20 protein-coding genes and 1 other RNA gene are annotated in these 18890 nt (G+C 36.6%); 17 read left to right on the forward strand and 4 right to left on the reverse strand.

The genetic code is table 11. The annotated features are described in order from the left end of the window. Window positions 1-115: 115 nt before the first annotated feature. Window positions 116-295 (reverse strand): hypothetical protein, encoded by a 180-nt coding sequence (locus GKP30_RS11360; protein ID WP_216829566.1) that lies wholly within the window; start codon window positions 293-295, stop codon window positions 116-118. Window positions 296-527: 232 nt separating this feature from the next. Between GKP30_RS11360 and GKP30_RS11365 the strand changes: the two genes are divergently transcribed. From GKP30_RS11365 to GKP30_RS11375, 3 genes are all read left to right on the forward strand, one after another. After that, window positions 528-803, forward strand: coding sequence for a hypothetical protein (locus GKP30_RS11365; RefSeq protein ID WP_216829567.1), 276 nt, complete (start codon window positions 528-530; stop codon window positions 801-803). A gap of 112 nt (window positions 804-915) precedes the next feature. Then, window positions 916-3207: a DEAD/DEAH box helicase gene (locus tag GKP30_RS11370; protein WP_216829568.1), complete on the forward strand. Its 2292-nt coding sequence runs from the start codon at window positions 916-918 to the stop codon at window positions 3205-3207. Further along, a complete protein-coding gene (locus GKP30_RS11375) occupies window positions 3197-4480 on the forward strand; it encodes a ribonuclease H-like domain-containing protein (protein WP_216829569.1) in 1284 nt (427 codons plus the stop codon). The genes GKP30_RS11370 and GKP30_RS11375 overlap by 11 nt, the downstream gene beginning before the upstream one ends. A gap of 52 nt (window positions 4481-4532) precedes the next feature. On the opposite strand, the gene GKP30_RS11380 is transcribed toward GKP30_RS11375, so the two are convergent. Then, entirely contained in the window at window positions 4533-4856 is a 324-nt protein-coding gene (locus tag GKP30_RS11380) for a 2Fe-2S iron-sulfur cluster-binding protein (RefSeq protein WP_216829570.1), read from the reverse strand. Between the two features lie 414 nt (window positions 4857-5270). Here GKP30_RS11380 and GKP30_RS11385 point away from each other — a divergent pair, with 414 nt between their 5' ends. The 6 genes from GKP30_RS11385 (at window position 5271) to GKP30_RS11410 (ending at window position 8898) form a co-directional block, all read left to right on the forward strand. Further along, on the forward strand, window positions 5271-5600 hold the full coding sequence (locus tag GKP30_RS11385; protein WP_216829571.1) for a CotD family spore coat protein: 330 nt from the start codon (window positions 5271-5273) through the stop codon (window positions 5598-5600). A gap of 113 nt (window positions 5601-5713) precedes the next feature. Next, window positions 5714-6262 (forward strand): DUF1273 domain-containing protein, encoded by a 549-nt coding sequence (locus tag GKP30_RS11390; RefSeq protein ID WP_216829674.1) that lies wholly within the window; start codon window positions 5714-5716, stop codon window positions 6260-6262. A 98-nt stretch (window positions 6263-6360) separates the two neighbouring features. Beyond that, complete coding sequence (gene gpsB, locus GKP30_RS11395; RefSeq protein WP_216829572.1) at window positions 6361-6669, forward strand: cell division regulator GpsB; 309 nt, start codon at window positions 6361-6363, stop codon at window positions 6667-6669. Window positions 6670-6731: 62 nt separating this feature from the next. Next, window positions 6732-7121 carry a reverse transcriptase-like protein gene (locus tag GKP30_RS11400; protein ID WP_216829573.1) on the forward strand — a complete coding sequence of 130 codons (390 nt, stop codon included), beginning with the start codon at window positions 6732-6734 and terminating at the stop codon, window positions 7119-7121. An 83-nt stretch (window positions 7122-7204) separates the two neighbouring features. Beyond that, window positions 7205-7595: RNase P RNA component class B (gene rnpB, locus GKP30_RS11405), an RNA gene on the forward strand. Between the two features lie 145 nt (window positions 7596-7740). Beyond that, window positions 7741-8898 carry a THUMP domain-containing class I SAM-dependent RNA methyltransferase gene (locus tag GKP30_RS11410; RefSeq protein ID WP_216829574.1) on the forward strand — a complete coding sequence of 386 codons (1158 nt, stop codon included), beginning with the start codon at window positions 7741-7743 and terminating at the stop codon, window positions 8896-8898. A 39-nt stretch (window positions 8899-8937) separates the two neighbouring features. On the opposite strand, the gene GKP30_RS11415 is transcribed toward GKP30_RS11410, so the two are convergent. Continuing rightward, window positions 8938-9471 carry a CBO0543 family protein gene (locus GKP30_RS11415; RefSeq protein WP_216829575.1) on the reverse strand — a complete coding sequence of 178 codons (534 nt, stop codon included), beginning with the start codon at window positions 9469-9471 and terminating at the stop codon, window positions 8938-8940. A gap of 192 nt (window positions 9472-9663) precedes the next feature. Between GKP30_RS11415 and GKP30_RS11420 the strand changes: the two genes are divergently transcribed. Then, the gene (locus GKP30_RS11420; protein WP_216829576.1) at window positions 9664-9912 is read left to right on the forward strand and encodes a DUF2564 family protein; all 249 of its coding nucleotides are present in this window, start codon (window positions 9664-9666) and stop codon (window positions 9910-9912) included. 107 nt (window positions 9913-10019) lie between these two features. Here the strand turns inward: GKP30_RS11420 and GKP30_RS11425 are convergent, their stop codons facing one another. Then, on the reverse strand, window positions 10020-10325 hold the full coding sequence (locus GKP30_RS11425) for an iron-sulfur cluster biosynthesis family protein (protein WP_216829577.1): 306 nt from the start codon (window positions 10323-10325) through the stop codon (window positions 10020-10022). 147 nt (window positions 10326-10472) lie between these two features. On the opposite strand from GKP30_RS11425, the gene GKP30_RS11430 reads away from it, so the two are divergent. The 7 genes from GKP30_RS11430 to GKP30_RS11460 all read left to right on the forward strand — a co-directional run bounded on the left by GKP30_RS11430 (window position 10473) and on the right by GKP30_RS11460 (window position 18844). After that, on the forward strand, window positions 10473-11972 hold the full coding sequence (locus tag GKP30_RS11430; RefSeq protein ID WP_216829578.1) for a carboxypeptidase M32: 1500 nt from the start codon (window positions 10473-10475) through the stop codon (window positions 11970-11972). Window positions 11973-12134: 162 nt separating this feature from the next. Further along, window positions 12135-12884: an oxygen-insensitive NADPH nitroreductase gene (gene nfsA / locus GKP30_RS11435; protein WP_216829579.1), complete on the forward strand. Its 750-nt coding sequence runs from the start codon at window positions 12135-12137 to the stop codon at window positions 12882-12884. A 299-nt stretch (window positions 12885-13183) separates the two neighbouring features. Beyond that, entirely contained in the window at window positions 13184-14185 is a 1002-nt protein-coding gene (locus GKP30_RS11440; RefSeq protein WP_216829580.1) for a LacI family DNA-binding transcriptional regulator, read from the forward strand. A 204-nt stretch (window positions 14186-14389) separates the two neighbouring features. Further along, window positions 14390-15403, forward strand: coding sequence for a TRAP transporter substrate-binding protein (locus GKP30_RS11445; protein WP_216829581.1), 1014 nt, complete (start codon window positions 14390-14392; stop codon window positions 15401-15403). 70 nt (window positions 15404-15473) lie between these two features. Beyond that, entirely contained in the window at window positions 15474-15971 is a 498-nt protein-coding gene (locus GKP30_RS11450; RefSeq protein WP_216829582.1) for a TRAP transporter small permease, read from the forward strand. Beyond that, entirely contained in the window at window positions 15968-17245 is a 1278-nt protein-coding gene (locus GKP30_RS11455) for a TRAP transporter large permease (RefSeq protein WP_216829583.1), read from the forward strand. The genes GKP30_RS11450 and GKP30_RS11455 overlap by 4 nt, the downstream gene beginning before the upstream one ends. 150 nt (window positions 17246-17395) lie before the next feature. After that, on the forward strand, window positions 17396-18844 hold the full coding sequence (locus tag GKP30_RS11460) for an aldehyde dehydrogenase family protein (protein ID WP_407928609.1): 1449 nt from the start codon (window positions 17396-17398) through the stop codon (window positions 18842-18844). Window positions 18845-18890: the final 46 nt, after the last annotated feature.

Raw genomic sequence — 18890 nt, forward strand, 5'->3', positions numbered from 1 at the left:
AACCGCCGTATACGGATCCGTACGTACGGTGGTGTGAGAGGTCGGATAATCAATTAATGATTATCCTCCTACTCGATGTGCATCACCTTAAATAACTATCGATGATAACTATGCTCTATTTATCTTTATTGACTTCAAGTCTCGTATACAATTCAACAAAAAGATGGACTGTCATACCAAAGATAAATGAGCATGTGATGATAACAAATAAAGAAAGTTCTTTATGAAACCCTAATACGAGAAACAACGTAAATACAATTAGGGTACTAATAAAGAATTTAGGTGAAACCTTCATAATAGAGTCCTCCTTTTAAATTTATTTAAAGCTTTTTTCTAAAGGATTTTCTCTCATAGATTTTTGCTCTTACCTATTAGATTTAAAGGACAGAACAATATTAACATAATAACCCAATGGAAATAAAATACATAAAGTTGCACAAACTCCTGGATTTAATGATAAAGTTAAAAAATAATAAATAAATGTAAAAGCATTCATTATATAAAATCAATAACAGTGGAGGGAGAAAATGAAATTATTCATTCAATCTATTCTTATTTCAATCATTGTTCACGCTCTATACATTATCGGGCATGTTGTCTATGGTATTTACTTAACGAACTCATATGTGCCCAAAATTGTTAACTCATATGAAAATGTGGCTTACTTACAAAATGAAGTGGCTTTCGGGTACGTAATTAATCCATTCTTAATGGTCGGTTCTTTTATTATCGTTACAATTGTAGCTGCAATTGCCCTACAAATAATTAAGAGGTTAAGAGATGACAGGTTAACTAATGCTTAATATCATGTATAGTTGGGTTATTGTAGCAGGGAATGTAGAGAATATTTCCCTGCTACTTTTTTCTTTATTAACAAACACACATTCGCTACAATAGTGAATAGAGGTGAATGATATGTTCGGTAAAAAGTCATTATCAGATGTTTTAGAATTTTTAAGAAAAGATGAGCAATTATCAAAAAATATAACATACTGGCATGAAATAGAACCTGAAGATGGATCATACGTTTCTTTTCCAGAAGTGTTAGATAGTCGAATAAAAAACGCATTATCAAACCGTGGGATCAAGTCTTTATATAGTCATCAAGGACAGGCGTTCACTGCAGGGGTTAGTAAGAGAAGTTTCGTGGCCGTAACACCGACAGCATCAGGGAAAAGTCTTTGTTATCACTTACCTGTGTTACAGCAAATTATTGAAGATGAGGAAAGCAGAGCACTTTATCTTTTCCCCACAAAAGCACTTGCCCAAGATCAAAAAAGTGAAGTCAATGAGTTAATAGATGAAATTGATGTTCATGTTAAATGTTATACGTATGACGGTGATACGGCACCAAACATCCGGCAAGCTGTGCGTAAAGCTGGTCACATCGTAATTACAAACCCAGATATGCTTCATTCAGCAATCCTTCCACATCACACAAAATGGGTAGCATTCTTTGAGAACTTAAAATATATCATCATTGACGAGTTGCATACGTACCGTGGAGTGTTTGGTAGTCATGTAGCAAATGTTATTCGTCGTTTGAAGCGAATTGCTAACTTTTACGGCAGTGATCCAACGTTTATTTGTACGTCAGCTACAATTGCCAACCCTAAGGAATTGGCCGAGCAATTAACGGGAAAAAAGATGGAGCTAATTGATAAAAGTGGGGCGCCACGAGGTCGCAAGCACTTTCTTTTTTACAACCCGCCAATTGTTAATGAGCCATTAAATATTCGCAGAAGTGCAACGGTTGATGTGAATAAGTTAGCTAAGACGTTTTTAAAAGAAAAGATCCAAACAATCGTGTTTGCTAGAAGTCGGGTCAGGGTTGAGGTGATCTTGAGTCATTTGCAAGAACTTGTAAAAAAAGAATTAGGGCCAGCTTCGATCAGAGGGTATCGAGGAGGTTACTTACCAAAACAGCGCCGAGAGATTGAACAAGGTTTAAGAAAAGGTGATGTTATCGGTGTTGTTAGTACAAATGCTTTAGAGCTAGGAGTTGACATTGGGCAACTTCAAGTTTGTATTATGACAGGATACCCAGGGTCTGTTGCAAGTGCTTGGCAGCAAGCAGGAAGAGCTGGTCGGAGGCAGGATGAGTCCCTTATCGTAATGGTAGCTAGTTCAACGCCAATGGATCAATATGTTATTCAACACCCTGAATATTTCTTTGAACGAAATCCCGAGTCAGCGCGTATTAATCCGAACAATTTAATTATTTTAGTTGATCATTTAAAATGCGCAGCATATGAACTTCCTTTTAAATACGGTGAAACGTTTGATGGTGAGGAGATTGAAGAAGTTTTAGAATTTTTAACTGAGGAGCAAGTACTTCATCATAAAGGGTCAAAATGGTATTGGATGAATGATGGATTCCCTGCTCACGGTATTAGTCTGCGTTCGGCTTCACAAGAAAATGTCGTCATTATCGATCAAACAAATACTGGTAATGTAAAAGTAATTGGTGAAATGGATACGTTCAGTGCAATGACACTTCTTCATGATGAAGCGATTTACCTTCATCAAGGAGTGCAGTATCAAGTAGAATTACTTGACTGGGATGAGAAAAAAGCATGGGTTCGCGAAGTTGATGTCGAATATTTTACAGATGCCAACCTAGCTGTTGAATTAAGAGTTTTAGAAGAAGATAAGGAAAAACCAATGGATGAAGCAAAATTATCGTATGGGGATGTCATGGTCAATGCAAAGGCTACAATCTTTAAAAAAATTAAGCTTTCGACGTTTGAAAACATTGGTTCAGGACCGATTCATTTACCTGAAGTTGAGCTGCACACCAATGCGATGTGGATGAGCTTCTCAAAAGATGTTGTGGATGAGTTAGGAAAAGAGCCTCTTGAACAAGCGCTTACTGGACTTGCTCACCTATTTCAACATGTTGCACCCGTTTTTGTTATGTGTGATCGTAATGATTTGCACGTTATCCCGCAAATTAAAGCTATTCACTCTGAAGAACCTACGATTTTCTTTTATGATCGTTATCCAGGTGGAGTAGGACTAAGTGAACAGATTTATAAGAATTTCCCCCAAGTATTGAGGGAAGTTCAAAAAATGGTTGGCAATTGTCCGTGTGAAAGTGGTTGTCCGTCCTGTGTAGGACCATCTGTTGAAACAGGAGAAAAAGGAAAAAGCTTAGTTGGTAAATTAATTGCTAAATTGACAGGGGAGGATTTACATGTCCATTAAAGGCAAACTTTCGCGAATGAAAAAGCACTTGTCAATTGAGGCACCCCAAGAATCAGTGGTTAAGCCAACACCTACTATAATGGAGTCTGTTGCTCAAGTTCCTTTTTATGATAAATGGAGAAAGCTTGATGCTAGTGTTATTCATCTAGAGGAAAATTACACAATTCTTCGGGAAAAACACTATGAGCTAGAGACTCTGCATGGAAAATATACGTTTGCTGATGCGATTGACATTGTTGAGCGATGGCACGAAACTAGTTTGAAGCATCCCTTGTCCGCCGCAGGACGATCACCAGAGGATTTACTGTTTTTTGATACAGAAACGACTGGGTTGTCGAGTGGGGCTGGGAGTACGATTTTTTTACTTGGATACAGTCAATTGACAAGAGAAGGGGTTAAGGTAAAACAATATTTTCTCCCTGGCCCTGAGCATGAAGTGGCTATGTATTATCATTTCTTAAATGATGTAAAAAACTTAAGTAATCTTGTAACTTATAATGGAAAGGCTTTTGATTGGCCACAAGTAAAGACGAGACATACTTTTGTAAGAGACGAAGTACCGAAGCTACCAGCATTTGGTCATTTCGATTTACTACATGGTTCGAGGAGGTTGTGGAAAGAAATATTGCCTTCTTGTAAGCTTTCAATTGTTGAAGGTGAAATATTAAAGTTTGAACGAGGAGAAGATACACCGGGATATATGGCGCCGATGCTGTATTTTGATTTTTTACATGAACCTGATCCCGATTATATTAAAGGTGTTTTAACGCACAATGAATGGGACGTCCTTTCCTTAATCTCATTGTATGTTCATATTTCAAGCTGCTTATTAGATTATGAGAATAAAGAGTTATCAACGATTGAAAGACTGCAGATTGGAAAGTGGTTTGAGTTTGTTGGTGAAAAGGAGAGGGCACTCGATTGTCTTGAAAAGCTTATGAAAGAAGATGAAGGCAATATATCTGAAGACGGAATTTTATTACTGAATAAGTTATATAAGCAATCTAATCGAGAGAATGATGCAATAAAACTTTTAGCAAAATCGTTCAAAACTAGAAATTTATTTTCTGTTGAAATGGCAATTGAACTTTCCAAACTATATGAGCACTATAATAAAGATTATGAAAAAGCATTAGATATTGCAGTAGCTGGTCTAACCTGGTGCAAGGAAGCAACAAAGTTAGCGGGGAAATTAAAAACAAAACAAACGGCCGAACTCGTAAAAAGAATAGAAAGGCTTGAACGAAAATTAGTTAAAGCGACTGACTCCTAAGGGATATAACCGAAAGCGTTATTCCTTATTATGGAGTCAGACGCTTTCTTCATTAATCTTCGCTTGGTCTTGGCCCAGCATCGAGCCCTGATGCGCTTACTGTCATCATTGGCTTAACTGTAGCATCACCATTAACGAAAACTTGGCAAGATAAGCGGTAATTTTCATCAATTCCTTTAGCTGAAAAAGCTGCCTTTTCAATATCTGTTAATTCACCAAATTCACCGTCAATAACTTCCACTCTACAGGTTGTGCACTTGGCTTTACCACCACAACGGTGAAGGATATCAATCCCGTGATCTTCTAATGCTAACACTAGTTTAGTGCCATTTTCTACTTCAAATGTATCTTGGCCAGGAACTGTTATTTTTGCCATGATTAACCCTCCTTTATTTCCATTATATCCCCCATATTTCCAGGAAGCAAACGGGTTGTATTTCCCGAGCAAGCGCATATTTAGAGTAGTTTCGCCAAAAAAAGATACTACTGGTTTGTTTGTTTTTGACGAAAAAATCACACTATTCTAAATAAACAAATCTTTATTCAGAGATGTTTAATTATTTATTATTGTGTTTTCTTAACCTTTCGGTTCCTGAAATGCCAGATAATTTAACTATTACAATTAAACATTAGACTTTAACACAGATATTTCGTTATAAATAGGACTAACTATAGCGAAGAAACTTAGGCGAACCTATAATTTATCAAGGAAATTAGGGCAAACAACTAGTACATCTTGAGTGCTCCTTACATAGGTTAATATTGAATAACAATTAAGGAGGAATATAAAATGTGGAATAGACCATGTAGACCATGTACAAAAGTAATGCCTGCAGTTGTTCACCCGACAAAAAATACTTTTTCTCAACAGAGCTGTGAGTATATCGTTCCTGAAATTCATCCGAGTCATCACCATCACATGACAAACCATCACTATAAGCATATTCACAGTTTCCCTCAAACAGCTTCACAATCACAACAAATCACTCATCAACACTTTGTATCACCAGGAGCAGGAGCAGCAGGCTTTGGAGGACCAGGAGCAGGAGCAGGCTTTGGAGGACCAGGCTTTGGAGGACCAGGCTTTGGCCCGCGTCCACGTCCAGGTTTTGGCTGGTAATTCTAAGGGAGAGCTGATTTGCTCTCCTTTTCATTTTTTCTAACTTGTATTAGGATAATTATGTATCAATATTTATCGAAATCGTTCAGGGAAATAAGTTAGGAGTATATATGATAAAAGTGTGTGTAGTTTCTGGCTACAAAGGACATGAATTAGGCATTTTTGACCAAAAACATAAAGGAATACAATACATAAAAAAGACAATCGAAAAAAAGCTTCGCCAGCTTCTAGATGAGGGTTTAGAATGGGTCCTTATCAGTGGTCAACTTGGTGTTGAGCTTTGGACAGGTGAAGTAGTGTCTGATTTAAAAAAAGAATATTCACAGCTAAGGCTTGCGGTAATGACGCCTTTTTTGTTGCAAGAAAAAAACTGGAGTGAAGCGAATCAAGAGCACTACCGTCACGTTCTAGGGTTAGCTGATTTTGTAGATAGCATCTCCAAAAAAGAATATGAAAGTCCAGCACAGTTAAGGGTGAAAAATCAATATTTGGTCGAAAAAAGTGATGGTCTCGTTATTTTATATGATGAATGGAAAGAAGGTTCCCCGAATTATTATTTGGAACCTGCTTTGAAGCGTACTGAACGTGATGGCTATCCTATATTCTATATCACACCTGATGATATAAATTCGACAGTACAAGAAGAATTAGATGAGTTTTGACGTGAAGAAAGTCGAAAAGAACAAATTGACAATTGTTCTTAATTCTGAAAAAATAGTAAAAGTAGTAGTCTACAGTTAAGAACTGGGGTGGATTTTATATGAGTCAATTTCGATTTACAGCAAAAGATATTTTAGAAAAAGAATTTAAAACAAGCCTAAAAGGATATAATCAAGATGATGTTGATAAATTTTTAGATGCAATTATTCAAGATTATGAAAAATTTCACGAAACAGTTGAAAGATTAGAACAAGAAAATCAACAATTACGTCGTGAAGTAAAACGGGCGCAAGAACAAAAACCAAAAGCTCCGACGTCATCATCACCTGTCGGAAGTACAAATTACGATATTTTACAACGTCTATCAAACTTGGAAAAAGAAGTATTTGGTAGAAAACTATACGAATAATCTTTTTTATGACGGTAAAAATGTAGATACTAAAACAACTAATTAACAAAGGAGAGGCTCTATTGATTGAAGTATATATTGATGGGGCAAGTGCTGGAAACCCTGGTCCTTCTGGAGCAGGTGTTTATATTAACTACAAGGATGGGACTGAAGATCGCTTTGCAATTCCACTTGGTGAGTTAACCAATCATGAAGCTGAATATATGGCTTTAATAAAAGCTTTAGAAATATGTAAAGAAAAAAACTTATCAGCAGTATCATTTCGCACAGACTCACAACTAATTGATCAAGCGGTTGAGAAACGCTATGTTAAGAAAGAAAATTATCAAAAGTTACTAGAGCAAGCACTAAAATACATCGATGAACTTGATTTGTTTTTTATGAAGTGGATTCCTAGTAATCAAAATAAAAATGCTGATGAACTTTCTAGACAAGCCGTAAGAAAAAATTAACTGGTCTTCAAAGTAGTACCAGTTGACCCTACAGCCTAAATCGTAATATAATAATACTTGTCGATAAGACAGCACAGCGTTTAGCGTTCAGGTAATTGCTATATCACTCGATGATATAGAGGAAAGTCCATGCTCGCACGACCTGAGATGGTCGTAGTGTTCGTGCCTAGCGAATTCATAAGCTAGGGTAGTCTGGTTTTGACTGGGCTAACGGCGAGGTAAGCACCTACGTCCTTTCGGATATGGTGTGATGCTTCTGAAAGTGCCACAGTGACGTAGTCCGCTTGGAAACAAGTGGAGTGGAACGGGTAAACCCCTCGAGCGAGAAACCCAAACTATGGTAGGGGCACCCTCTTGAAGGAATTCAACGGAGAGAGGGACAGGTGACTAGTCACCTGTAGATAGATGATTACCCCCTGAGTACGAGGCTCATCACCGCTTGCAGTACAATGGGACAAAACATGGCTTATCGAACGCTAAAATGATGACTGTTAAGCCCACAGTATAAGGGCTTTTTTATTTGCCCTTTTTTACTGGGTAATGTTGGTCAAATATCCTTATTTGTGATTTTGGTTGAACATGTCTATAATGGTGAAAGACTATAATGTAGGTGATTGAAATGGATAAAGTGACGTTAATCGCTACGGCAACAATGGGACTAGAAGCGCTAGTAGCAAAAGAAGTAAGAGATTTAGGATATGAAGATGTAACCGTTGAAAATGGACGGATTATATACACAGCTGATCCGATGGCGATTTGTCGTTCGAATTTATGGTTAAGAACTGCTGACCGTATTAAAGTAAGAGTCGGTGAATTTAAAGCACTAAGCTTTGAAGAGTTATTTGAAAAAACAAAAGCTCTTCCGTGGGCTGATTTCATTCCAGTAAACGCAGAATTTCCAGTGATAGGAAAATCAGTCAAATCACAATTATTTAGTGTATCTGACTGTCAAGCGATCGTCAAAAAAGCAGTCGTAGAAAGTTTAAAGAAAAAATATCGTACCGATTGGTTTAAGGAAGATGGTCCGCTTTATCGAATTGAAGTTGCAATACATAAAGATATAGCGACGCTAACGATAGATGCAAGTGGAGATGGTTTACATAAACGCGGCTACAGATACCGCTCTAACCAAGCCCCATTAAAAGAAACGTTAGCATCAGCACTTATCATGCTCACAAATTGGAAAGCGGACAAGCCTTTAATTGATCCATTTTGCGGGTCTGGAACTCTTCCTATAGAAGCAGCAATGATCGGGCAAAATATTGCACCTGGATTTATGCGAGAATTCGCTTCCGAGCAGTGGGGTTGGATTGGACAGGATAAATGGGATCAAGCGAGAATGGAAGTTGAGGATTTAGCCAAATATAACCAAGAGTTAGATATTCTCGGAACTGATATTGATCACAGAATGATTGAATTATCAGAGCATAATGCGGCTGAAGCTGGATTTACTGATATTATTCGCTTTAAGCAAATGCAAGTAACCGACCTTCGAGCGAAGCGAGAATACGGCTGTGTAATTGCTAACCCACCATACGGGGAACGCCTAGGCGAAAAAGAACAAGTGGCGCAATTATATAAAGAAATGGGCAAAATCTTTCAAGAACATATTCCAACGTGGTCAATTTATGTTTTAACTTCGAATGAACAATTTGAAGAGCTATATGGTAAAAAAGCAACCAAAAAGCGGAAATTATATAATGGGAAAATCCGTACTGATCTATACCAATATTGGGGACCAAGACCACCCAAACCAGTCGATTTATCTGAACAATAACAACAGACGCCAAGCATTTGCTGCTTGGTGTCTCTTTTTTTATCTGATATCATGCCTAGGTCTTTCCTCAATAGGTACATCGACAGGAACATCGAAAATCCAAACGAGGAGGATGGTGATAATAACTGAAATTACATAAGTGAGTATAGGTCGTTTATGATGTAAACGAAACATCGGGAACATAATCGCTACTAATAATGCTGACCAACCTAAATTCCAACCAAATTGATAATAAATTCGTCCAGTTAAAAGGAAAAAATACTCTATCCCTACATAAATAGCTATCCAAATACTATTATGAATAATTTGCTTTTTAAAGGTACTCGGATAATGTCGTAAAAACATTAAAATAGTCCCTGGGAAAACAACAAAAGTATAAAGCATCTCGGTCATTGAATGATTTGGCATAATGTCAGGATCAAGTTTCCAAAGTAGATAATTCGCACATAGAAAGTTGTATGTTAAATTACCGAGTGCATAATAAAGCATTGTTGTATGGTACTTTTGCCAGTTTTTATAATCTCCTTTTACCCAAATGGCAATAACGACGATTAGAGTTAATGTAAAGTGCATGTATTTATCCACCTTATCTTAAAACAATTGATAAGGTTTAATTTTCCCTTTAAAAACCAAAGTATCCAATAATAACGTAAAATGTCCCACAAAAATAAATTACCCATAAAATTATTATGTAAACTTCGTTGTGAATAATTTAGCTGTTTTAGACATACAATAGCACTATATGAACGAAAGGTGGAATAGTGTATGTCAGAGCCGTATAACGATTTAAAACAAGTAGAAATGGCAATAAAAGCCGCAGAACGTATGGTTGGACAAGCTACAATGAGTATGGACGAAGATCAATTACAAGCGGCAACTGAAGCGGTACAACAAGCAAAGAAACAATACTATACCGCTGCGTCGCATCAAACAGGTGTAGATGAGCGCTTTTTTGAAATCTCATCTGAATTGATCGAAAAAATCGACCATCAACTAGAAGAAGCAAAAAAATAAAGAGTATGTACAAAATCTGGTGCTCCTTTTAAAAATAAAGTTATAATCATTTATTATCAACCAAGAATAGCATAATAGGCTGACTTTGCGTATGAGTCAGCCGCTTTCTATTGTTCAGGATGATATATGTCTTCAAATTGCGGATTAGAAAATATCATCATATTCAAATCTTCATTATAATCAATAGTCATGCCTTCAAAGTACCAAGCATCATCTTCAGTAATAAAAAAGGTAATACCTTCTACAGTCGTATGATAAGAATTGTGTGTAGGTTTTTCTTTGCTGATGCCTACTGAAAAACCACCAGAACCGACACCTCCAACACGAACAAAAAGTCGTAAAGGTTGATCTTCACCCAAAAGAACTTCTTGTTTGTAAAAGCGTGCAGCTGCTGAAGTAATAGATATGTTCATTTTTGTTACCCTCCCTCATTCTACTAAAACATCATAACAAAATTCTTTGTCGAGTAAAAATAGTTAACATTTGTCTTAAGAAAATTTATAATTAAAGTTGTATTTCAGTTTTCGAAATATTGTCAATAAAGAGAGGATGTATAAGAGATGTCAAAAGAAATTGAGAAAGATTTTTTAGAGTATGTTAAAAAGATGGAAAACTTTAGCGAAGCTCGTTCGTTAATGTTTTGGGACTTGCGCACAGGAGCTCCTAGGAAAGGTGTTGAGCAACGTTCAGAAGTAATTGGTACACTCTCAACTGAAATTTTTAATATGTCTACATCTGATCAAATGAAAGAATACATAGATACTTTAAGTGAGAGCAACGAAACTTCCGAAATCGTAAGAAAAACAGTTGAAGAATGTAAGAAAAATTATGATCGAAATAAAAAGATACCTGAAAAAGAATATAAAGAATATGTAATTCTTGAGTCAAAGTCTGAAGCTATTTGGGAGCAAGCAAAAGCCAAGTCTGACTTTGAGATGTTCCAACCGTATCTAGAAAAAATCGTGGAAACAAAAAAGCGCTTCTTAGATTACTGGGGTTACGAAGGACATAAATATAACACTTTATTAGACGATTATGAACCAGGAATTACTGTTGACATTCTAGATGAAGTATTCGGGAACCTTCGAAAGGAATTAGTTCCTTTAGTTCAAGCTGTAAAAGATTCAAGCCAAAAACCTAAAACAGATTTTTTATTTGAGCATTTTCCAAAAGAAAAACAACGTCAATTAAGTTTAGAAATTCTACAAAATTTAGGCTATGATTTTGCAGCTGGTCGTCTTGATGAAACTGTTCATCCGTTTGCCATTAGTTTAAATCCAAATGATGTGCGTGTCACAACGAAGTATGATGAAAAAGACTTCCGTACAGCTATTTTTGGTACGATTCATGAATGTGGTCATGCGGTTTATGAGCAAAATATTTCTAAGGATTTAATCGGTACACCGCTTTGTGATGGTACGTCGATGGGAATCCATGAGTCACAGTCACTGTTCTTCGAGAATATGATCGGGCGTCACCCATCATTCTGGAAAGCAAATTACCCGCTATTACAAAAACATTCAAATGGTCAGTTTGATAATGTTTCATTAGAAGATTTTTATCGTGCAATTAATGTGGCAGGTCCATCGCTCATCCGTATTGAGGCAGATGAAATGACTTATGCTCTTCACGTTATTGTACGTTATGAAATTGAAAAAGGTTTATTCAGTGATGAAATTGAAGTGAAAGATCTCCCGCAAATTTGGAATGACAAAATGGAAGAATATTTAGGCGTACGTCCATCCAATGATGCTGAAGGTGTACTGCAAGATGTGCATTGGTCTGGTGGAGCATTTGGTTATTTCCCATCATATGCATTAGGCTATATTTATTCAGCACAAATGAAAGCTGCTATGGATAAAGACCTTCCTAACTATGGTGACCTTCTTGCCGAGAATAATATTGAACCAATTAAAGAATGGTTAACAAAGAATGTTCATCAATATGGAAAAATGAAAAAACCAGTTGAAATTTTAAAGGATATTACTGGAGAAGGCATTAATTCAAGCTACCTAGTGAACTACCTTACTAAAAAGTACGGTGACATTTACCAGTTTTAATTACTAAACAGAAACTCCTCTCCTCATTTGTAGGGGAGGAGTATTTGTTATTTCCTATAACATAGAATGACATAAAGGATGGAAATAAGAGTGGGTAAATGAGAGAAGCATGTCTTTCAAAACGCTACTAAGAAGTTTAATAAAAAAGGAGCTGTGAAAAAAGTGAATGTAACAATTGAAACGCTACTAAATCATAAATCAATTCGAAAGTTTCAAGAACGTACGTTAACAAAGGAACAAATTGAAACGATTGTAAAAAGTGCGCAAGCAGCATCAACGTCAAGTTTTATTCAAGCGTATTCTATTATCGGTGTTAAGGATAAGCAGAAAAAAGAAAAGTTAGCTGAACTAGCAGGGAACCAAGTATATGTTGCGAAAAACGGACACTTCTTTGTATTCTGTGCAGATATACACCGTCATGAACTAATTAGTGACATGGAAAGTAAAGACTTATCAGGATCATTAGAAAGTATGGAAACATTTATGGTTTCCTTAATCGATACAGCATTAGCAGCGCAAAATGCTTCTGTTGCTGCCGAATCAATGGGGCTCGGAGTAGTTTACATCGGTGGAATACGGAACAACCTAGAAGAAGTTTGTAAACTTTTAAAAGTCCCGAAAAAAGTAATTCCATTGTTTGGTCTTGCTGTTGGGTATCCTGACCAATCTCCTGATGTTAAACCACGTCTACCACTCGAACATATTTATCATGAAGATAGCTATCACGAAAATAATGGTGTTTTAAAAGAACAATTACTGGAATACAACGAAGTTATTTCCTCCTATTATGAAAAAAGAACAAATGGTAAAAGGAAGGATACTTGGACCGAACAAATGGCACAAATGTTATCCAATCAGAAACGTCAGTACATGAAAGAATTTATTCAAAATAAAGGGTTTTCAAAACACTAATGAAACGCCATACGAAGCTTTTGGTAAAAGAAACATTTATTATCAAAAGCTTTTTTATGAGTTCTATTTCGGTGGTTTTGAATACTGATTACATATTGTAACCAAAATTAAGACTAGTAAAATCAATGGATATTTCACATTGTTTCAAAATTCGACAAAAAAATTTAAAAAAGTTGTTAACAAAATCAAAACTTTCTGTTACAATTTGAGTCATTAAGAAGTTATTTTTTTATTCATTCTTGAATACGTATTCATAAATACATAGAAAAAGAGAACTAATGGGGAAAAAGAGGGATACAATGATTTCATCGAGAGAAGTTGCCAAATTAGCAGGGGTGTCTCAAGCTACAGTTTCGCGCGTGTTAAATGGTGCTACAAATGTTCGGAAAGAAACAAAAGAAAAAGTAGAGAAAGCGATTGCTGAACTACATTATCGTCCGAATATGATCGCTAGAAGTCTTGTAATGAAAAAAACAAAGACAATTGCACTAATTTCAGGTGACTTAGAAAACCCGTTCTACTCTGAAATTACGACAGCTATTATTAACTTAGCAACGAAAAAAGGTTACAATACGATGGTTTATTTTGATAATCAACCAAATCGAGAAGAAATCTATGAACATATTGTAAGTAATAATGTTGCTGGGATTATCCAGTCGTCGATTAATATTGATGAACCAATGTATGACTTCTTTTCCGAAAGTGGTACACCTTATATTCAAATTAATCGCAAACATAAAAAAGCTGGAAACTATGTTATTTTAAATAATGTTAAGGCTGGAAAAATAGCAATGGACCATCTTCTCCAACTAGGACATAAACAGATTGGTATGATAATGGGCCCAACCAATGTGTCTACTTTTCTTGAAAGACAAGAGGGATGTTTTCAAGCTCTTTGTGAAAGAGGAATTGAAATTGATCAACGGTATTTGAAAATTGTAGATACATCAGCAAAAGAAACAGAAATGGCGATGTATGACCTTCTAAGTATACAGCCACAGCCTACAGCGGTACTTTGTGCAACAGATCAAATTGCCTTAACGGCTATGGACGTTAGCCTGAAAATGGGAAAATGTATTCCAGAAGATATAAGTTTAATTGGCTTTGATGATATTGCACTTGCCAGTCACCAAGCAATCCAATTAACGAGTGTCGCTCATAATATTCACCAGATGGGTGAGATTGCGGTCAATAGTCTTATTCATATTATTGAAGGTAATATTCAGCAAGGAAACTATCAACAAATTAAATTAGAACCACATCTAGCAGTTCGAAAAACAACAAGCAAACCAAGTTATTAATTTTTAGGTAATTTATGAATACGTATACATCCTAAAAAGTTATTTTTATCAACAGGGATCGAATTTTGTTTTCGGTTCATATGAATACGTATACATTTTTTGATTACTTTAAGGAGGTGGTTGTACTTTTAACTTGATAGGCTTGAGAAGTAATTCATTATGCAAACGCAAACAAAATAAATTTATTTTTGGGGGAAAAGAGAAATGAAAAAACAACTTTTACTAGCTTTATCAGCTTTACTTCTAATTGTTGCATTAGCTGGTTGTGGAGCAAGTTCAGGTGCAGGTGGGAGTGACAGTACAGAAATCGTACTTTCACATACAGCAGCTCCAGGAACACCTATTTACTTAACGTACGAGAAGTTTAAAGAAGAAGTTGAAGAGCGTTCAGAAGGAGAGGTTACTGTACGTATTCACCATAGTGCAACTTTAGCGGGGGATACTCAAGGAGTCGAAATGCTAAAAAGTAATACTCTTGATGTTGCTTCCGCAGCTACAAACAATATGGCACCATTCACTGATTTATTCCTAGTATTTGACTTACCTTACATGTTTGAAGATGTATATGCGACACATAAAGTGTTATCGGGAGAAATCGGTCAAGAATTTAGAGAGAAAACAAGAGAAGACTTAGATTTAGAGCTACTATTCTTCTTAGACCCTGGTACTCACCGTCATGTTATGAACACAGAGCGTGAAGTGAAAGTTCCAGATGATTTAAAAGGTTTACGTTTCCGTTCAGCTGAAAGTCCAATTGAAATGGCATATGTCGAGTCTTTAGGTGCGATTGCTACACCAATTACTTGGGTTGAAGTGTATTCGGCACTAGAGCAAGGCGTTGTTAACGGTTTAGTACAACAACCACACTGGGCAGTAACTGCTAACTTACACGAAGTAATTCGTCACGTAACTGAAACAGGTGGAATTCATGCCCTTCATATTGCATTTATGAACCCAAGAACTTTTGATGGTCTAACAGAAGAACAACAGCAAATCGTTCGTGATGCGGCACTTGCAGCACAAGAGTTTAACTTTGAGCAATCACCTGAGTTTGCTGATGAGTTAAAGCAAGAAATGATTGATGAAGGTGTTACATTCTATACACCAACAGAAGAAGAGCAACAATTATGGGTTGAAACTTCAGTGAAAATCTGGGATCAATTCACAGATAAAGTAGATCAAGATTTAATTGAGCGAATTCAAGCGGCTCAACAATAATTAAAACTTGAGGCTTAAACATTAAAACGAACGTTTTAAGCCTCTTTCTTTTTTAAAGGAGTTGAATGTCTTGCTAGAGCAACTAGATAAAAACCTAGAAAGAGTAAGTAATACTCTTAATCATTATTCTAAGATTGCACTCGGTGTAATCGTCGGCTCGATGTTTTTAGCGGTCATTCTTCAAGTGGCATTAAGGTATATGTTTAACACTGGCTTAAATTGGCCAGAGGAATTTACAACATTCTTAATGGCGTGGATGACGTTCTTAGGATCAGCGATTGCATTAAAACAATTAGAGCATATTAACATTGATATGTTTGTTGAAAAACTATCCATTCGTGGACAGGAAATTCTTCGTTTTATCACGAAGTTACTAATGCTTGCTTTTATTATTTTACTTACTTATGTAGGCTTCCGATTTGCACTTAATAGTATGAATTTTACGTCAAACGCATTAGGCATTCCATTGTTTTGGCCTCGATTAAGTGTTGCATTTGCAGGGGCACTTATGATCATCCATATGTTACACTTCATTGTTCGAGACCTTAGGGAGGTGATCATAAAATGATTTTTTGGCTTATTATTCCGTTTCTAATCTCTTTAATTATTGGGATACCGATTTCTTTTAGTTTAGGGGTAGCCATCGTTGTTTTTATGATCGCAACGGCTAAATTACCATTTGATGTATTTGTACAAACGCTTTATAACCCGACCGAGTCATTCCCGATGATGGCGATTCCGTTTTTTATTTTAGCGGGTGAGTTGATGAGTCGTTCTGGGATTACAGATCGATTGATCAATTTTGCTAAATTTTTTATGGGACGTTTCCGTGGTGGCCTAGCCCACGTGACAGTCGTATCAGGTGCTGGTTTTGCAGGGTTATCAGGATCTGCAGTTGCAGAAACTGCTGCATTAGGTAAAACACTTGGACCAGCAATGAAAAAAGAAGGCTATAAAAAGAGCTTTACAGCTGCTTTAATTGCGAGTGCGGGGGTTATGGCACCGGTTATTCCACCGAGTGTTATTATGATCCTGTACGGAGCACAGATGAATGTTTCAATTGGCGCAATGTTTATGGCAGGTATCGTTCCAGGTTTAGTGATTGCAGCATTATTAATGATTGTTTCTTATGTTGTTGCAGTAAAAAATAACTATCCAACAGCAAAAATTCCATTTACCTGGAAAGGTCTTTTTGAAGTAACGTTAGCTGCATCATTAGCGTTTGTTATGCCGATTATTATTGTTATCGGTATTCGTGGCGGTATTTTTACACCGACAGAAGGTGGTGCTGTTGCAGCAGCGTACGCGTTTTTAGTTGGTGGGTTAATCTATCGTAGTTTAACAGTAAAAGATATTTTTGATAGTTTAATTCGAACAGGTACAATTTCTGCAGTTATCCTTCTAGTTGTTGCAATGTCTGCTCCATTTGGTTGGATTATGGCTTACTTTGGAATTCCGCAAGCATTTGCAGATTCAATTTTATCTATTACTGAAAATCCAGTTATTATTCTTTTATTAATCATTCTATTATTGATGTTTATTGGGATGTTCTTAGAAGGTGCTGCAATTGTTATGTTACTTGGTCCAGTTCTAGCACCAGTTGCAATAGCGATCGGTATGGATCCAGTTCACTTTGCGATTGTTATGGTAGTAGCAATAGCAATCGGTATGGCGACACCTCCTGTAGGAGTTAACTTATTTGTTACTGTTCCGATACTCGGTACATCGATGGAAAAAGCAAGTAGGGCGGTTCTGCCGTTTATCATTACATTATTCATTGCACTACTGATTATTGCCTTTGTTCCAGAGATTGTTTTATGGCTTCCTAACATGTTTAGGTGATGACTAGCATAGTGTATGAATACGTATTCAAAAACGTAACCAATTCAACACAAATATGTAAACATTCTATATGAAATAAGGGGAGTATTCCCCTTATTAGGATGTTCATTTCTTGGTAATAAAATCATGTTTTTCTAAGAGGAGGAGATTATGATGGCAAGTACACCGTTACATTTCGGTTCATTAATTAATGGTGAAGAATTAAAAGGTTCAGGTAGAAGTAGTTTAGAAGTAAAAAGCCCTTTTGATGGTGAAGTTGTTGGGACGATTGACTTAGCAACAAATGAAGATATCGAATTATCTTTAGCAACAGCACAAAGTGTGTTCCGTAACACGATGAAAAAGCTGCCAGCTCATCGTCGTGCAGAAATCTTAAGAAAAACAGGTGAACTTTTGGCTGGAAGAACAGAGGAGTTCGCCCAAGTTTTAGCGCTAGAAGCAGGTAAGCCAATTCGCGATGCACGTGGTGAAGTCGGTCGTGCCGTTCAGGTACTTAACTTTGCTGCTGATGAGGCGAAGAAAATCGAGGGTGAACTTGTTCAAATGGATGGTGCTGTTGGTGGAGAAAATCGTATTGGTATGGTACGACGTAATCCAATTGGTGTTGTTGTGGCAATTACACCATTTAACTTCCCTCTAAACCTAGCACTACACAAATTAGGTCCAGCATTTGCTGCGGGGAACACAGTTGTTTTAAAACCAGCGGAAAAAACACCGTTCACTTCTTTTATGTTAGCAAAATTATTTGAAGAAGCAGGTCTACCTAAAGGGGCATTAAACCTTGTAATGGGTATTGGTTCAGAGATGGGTGAAAAGCTTGTAACGGATGACCGAGTCAGTAAGATCACATTTACAGGTAGCCCGACAGTAGGAAAAATCATCAAAAAACAAGCAGGACTTAAAAAAGTAACGTTGGAATTAGGATCAAACTCTCCTAATATCATCTTCAATGATGGGGACATTGAAACAGCTGCTACTAGTTTAGTAAAAGGTGCATTTGCATTCGCTGGTCAAGTTTGTATTTCAGCTCAACGTATTTATGTCCAAAAAGACGTTTATCAACAGTTTGTAGATACTTTTGTTCCACAAGTAAAAGCGCTGAAAATCGGAAATCCAACAGATGAAACGACGGATATCGGTCCCATGATTACTGAAGAAGCAGCTAAACGTGCAGAAGAGTGGGTAGATGAAGCACAAGTTCAGGGAGCTACACTATTAACAGGTGGAAAACGCACAGGAAATCTGTTTGAGCCAACCGTTTTAGTGAACGTTGAACCACAAATGAAAGTTGTTTGCCAAGAAGTATTTGCACCAATCGTATCGATCATTCCGTTTGAAACAGAAGAAGAAGTAATTGGCTACGCTAATGATTCTGACTTTGGTCTGCAAGCTGGTGTATTTACAAAAGACATTAATCGTGCGATGCGCTTAGCAGATGAGTTAGAAACAGGTGGAGTGTGGATTAATGAAATGTCTACATACCGTCAAGATAACTACCCATACGGCGGTGTTAAGCTTAGTGGTGTTGGTAAAGAAGGCGTAAAATACGCTGTTGAAGATATGACAGAAATTAAGTTTGTTGGAATTAAATTAGGATAATAGTAGTTGAAACTAGATAGAGACAGAAAATAATTAAATAGCTTAG

The sequence above is a fragment of the Alkalihalobacterium elongatum genome (assembly GCF_019024285.1).
GTDB lineage: Bacteria > Bacillota > Bacilli > Bacillales > Bacillaceae_F > Alkalihalobacterium > Alkalihalobacterium elongatum.

Coding starts and splice junctions, on each gene's coding strand:
- GKP30_RS11455 (WP_216829583.1), top strand. CDS start 15,968: ATGATTTTTTGGCTTATTATTCCGTTTCTAATCTCTTTAATTATTGGG.
- GKP30_RS11375 (WP_216829569.1), top strand. CDS start 3,197: ATGTCCATTAAAGGCAAACTTTCGCGAATGAAAAAGCACTTGTCAATT.
- GKP30_RS11440 (WP_216829580.1), top strand. CDS start 13,184: ATGATTTCATCGAGAGAAGTTGCCAAATTAGCAGGGGTGTCTCAAGCT.
- GKP30_RS11365 (WP_216829567.1), top strand. CDS start 528: ATGAAATTATTCATTCAATCTATTCTTATTTCAATCATTGTTCACGCT.
- GKP30_RS11420 (WP_216829576.1), top strand. CDS start 9,664: ATGTCAGAGCCGTATAACGATTTAAAACAAGTAGAAATGGCAATAAAA.
- GKP30_RS11410 (WP_216829574.1), top strand. CDS start 7,741: ATGGATAAAGTGACGTTAATCGCTACGGCAACAATGGGACTAGAAGCG.
- GKP30_RS11385 (WP_216829571.1), top strand. CDS start 5,271: ATGTGGAATAGACCATGTAGACCATGTACAAAAGTAATGCCTGCAGTT.
- GKP30_RS11425 (WP_216829577.1), bottom strand. CDS start 10,325: ATGAACATATCTATTACTTCAGCAGCTGCACGCTTTTACAAACAAGAA.
- GKP30_RS11360 (WP_216829566.1), bottom strand. CDS start 295: ATGAAGGTTTCACCTAAATTCTTTATTAGTACCCTAATTGTATTTACG.
- GKP30_RS11380 (WP_216829570.1), bottom strand. CDS start 4,856: ATGGCAAAAATAACAGTTCCTGGCCAAGATACATTTGAAGTAGAAAAT.
- GKP30_RS11430 (WP_216829578.1), top strand. CDS start 10,473: ATGTCAAAAGAAATTGAGAAAGATTTTTTAGAGTATGTTAAAAAGATG.
- GKP30_RS11370 (WP_216829568.1), top strand. CDS start 916: ATGTTCGGTAAAAAGTCATTATCAGATGTTTTAGAATTTTTAAGAAAA.
- GKP30_RS11415 (WP_216829575.1), bottom strand. CDS start 9,471: ATGCACTTTACATTAACTCTAATCGTCGTTATTGCCATTTGGGTAAAA.
- GKP30_RS11445 (WP_216829581.1), top strand. CDS start 14,390: ATGAAAAAACAACTTTTACTAGCTTTATCAGCTTTACTTCTAATTGTT.
- gpsB (WP_216829572.1), top strand. CDS start 6,361: ATGAGTCAATTTCGATTTACAGCAAAAGATATTTTAGAAAAAGAATTT.
- GKP30_RS11460 (WP_407928609.1), top strand. CDS start 17,396: ATGATGGCAAGTACACCGTTACATTTCGGTTCATTAATTAATGGTGAA.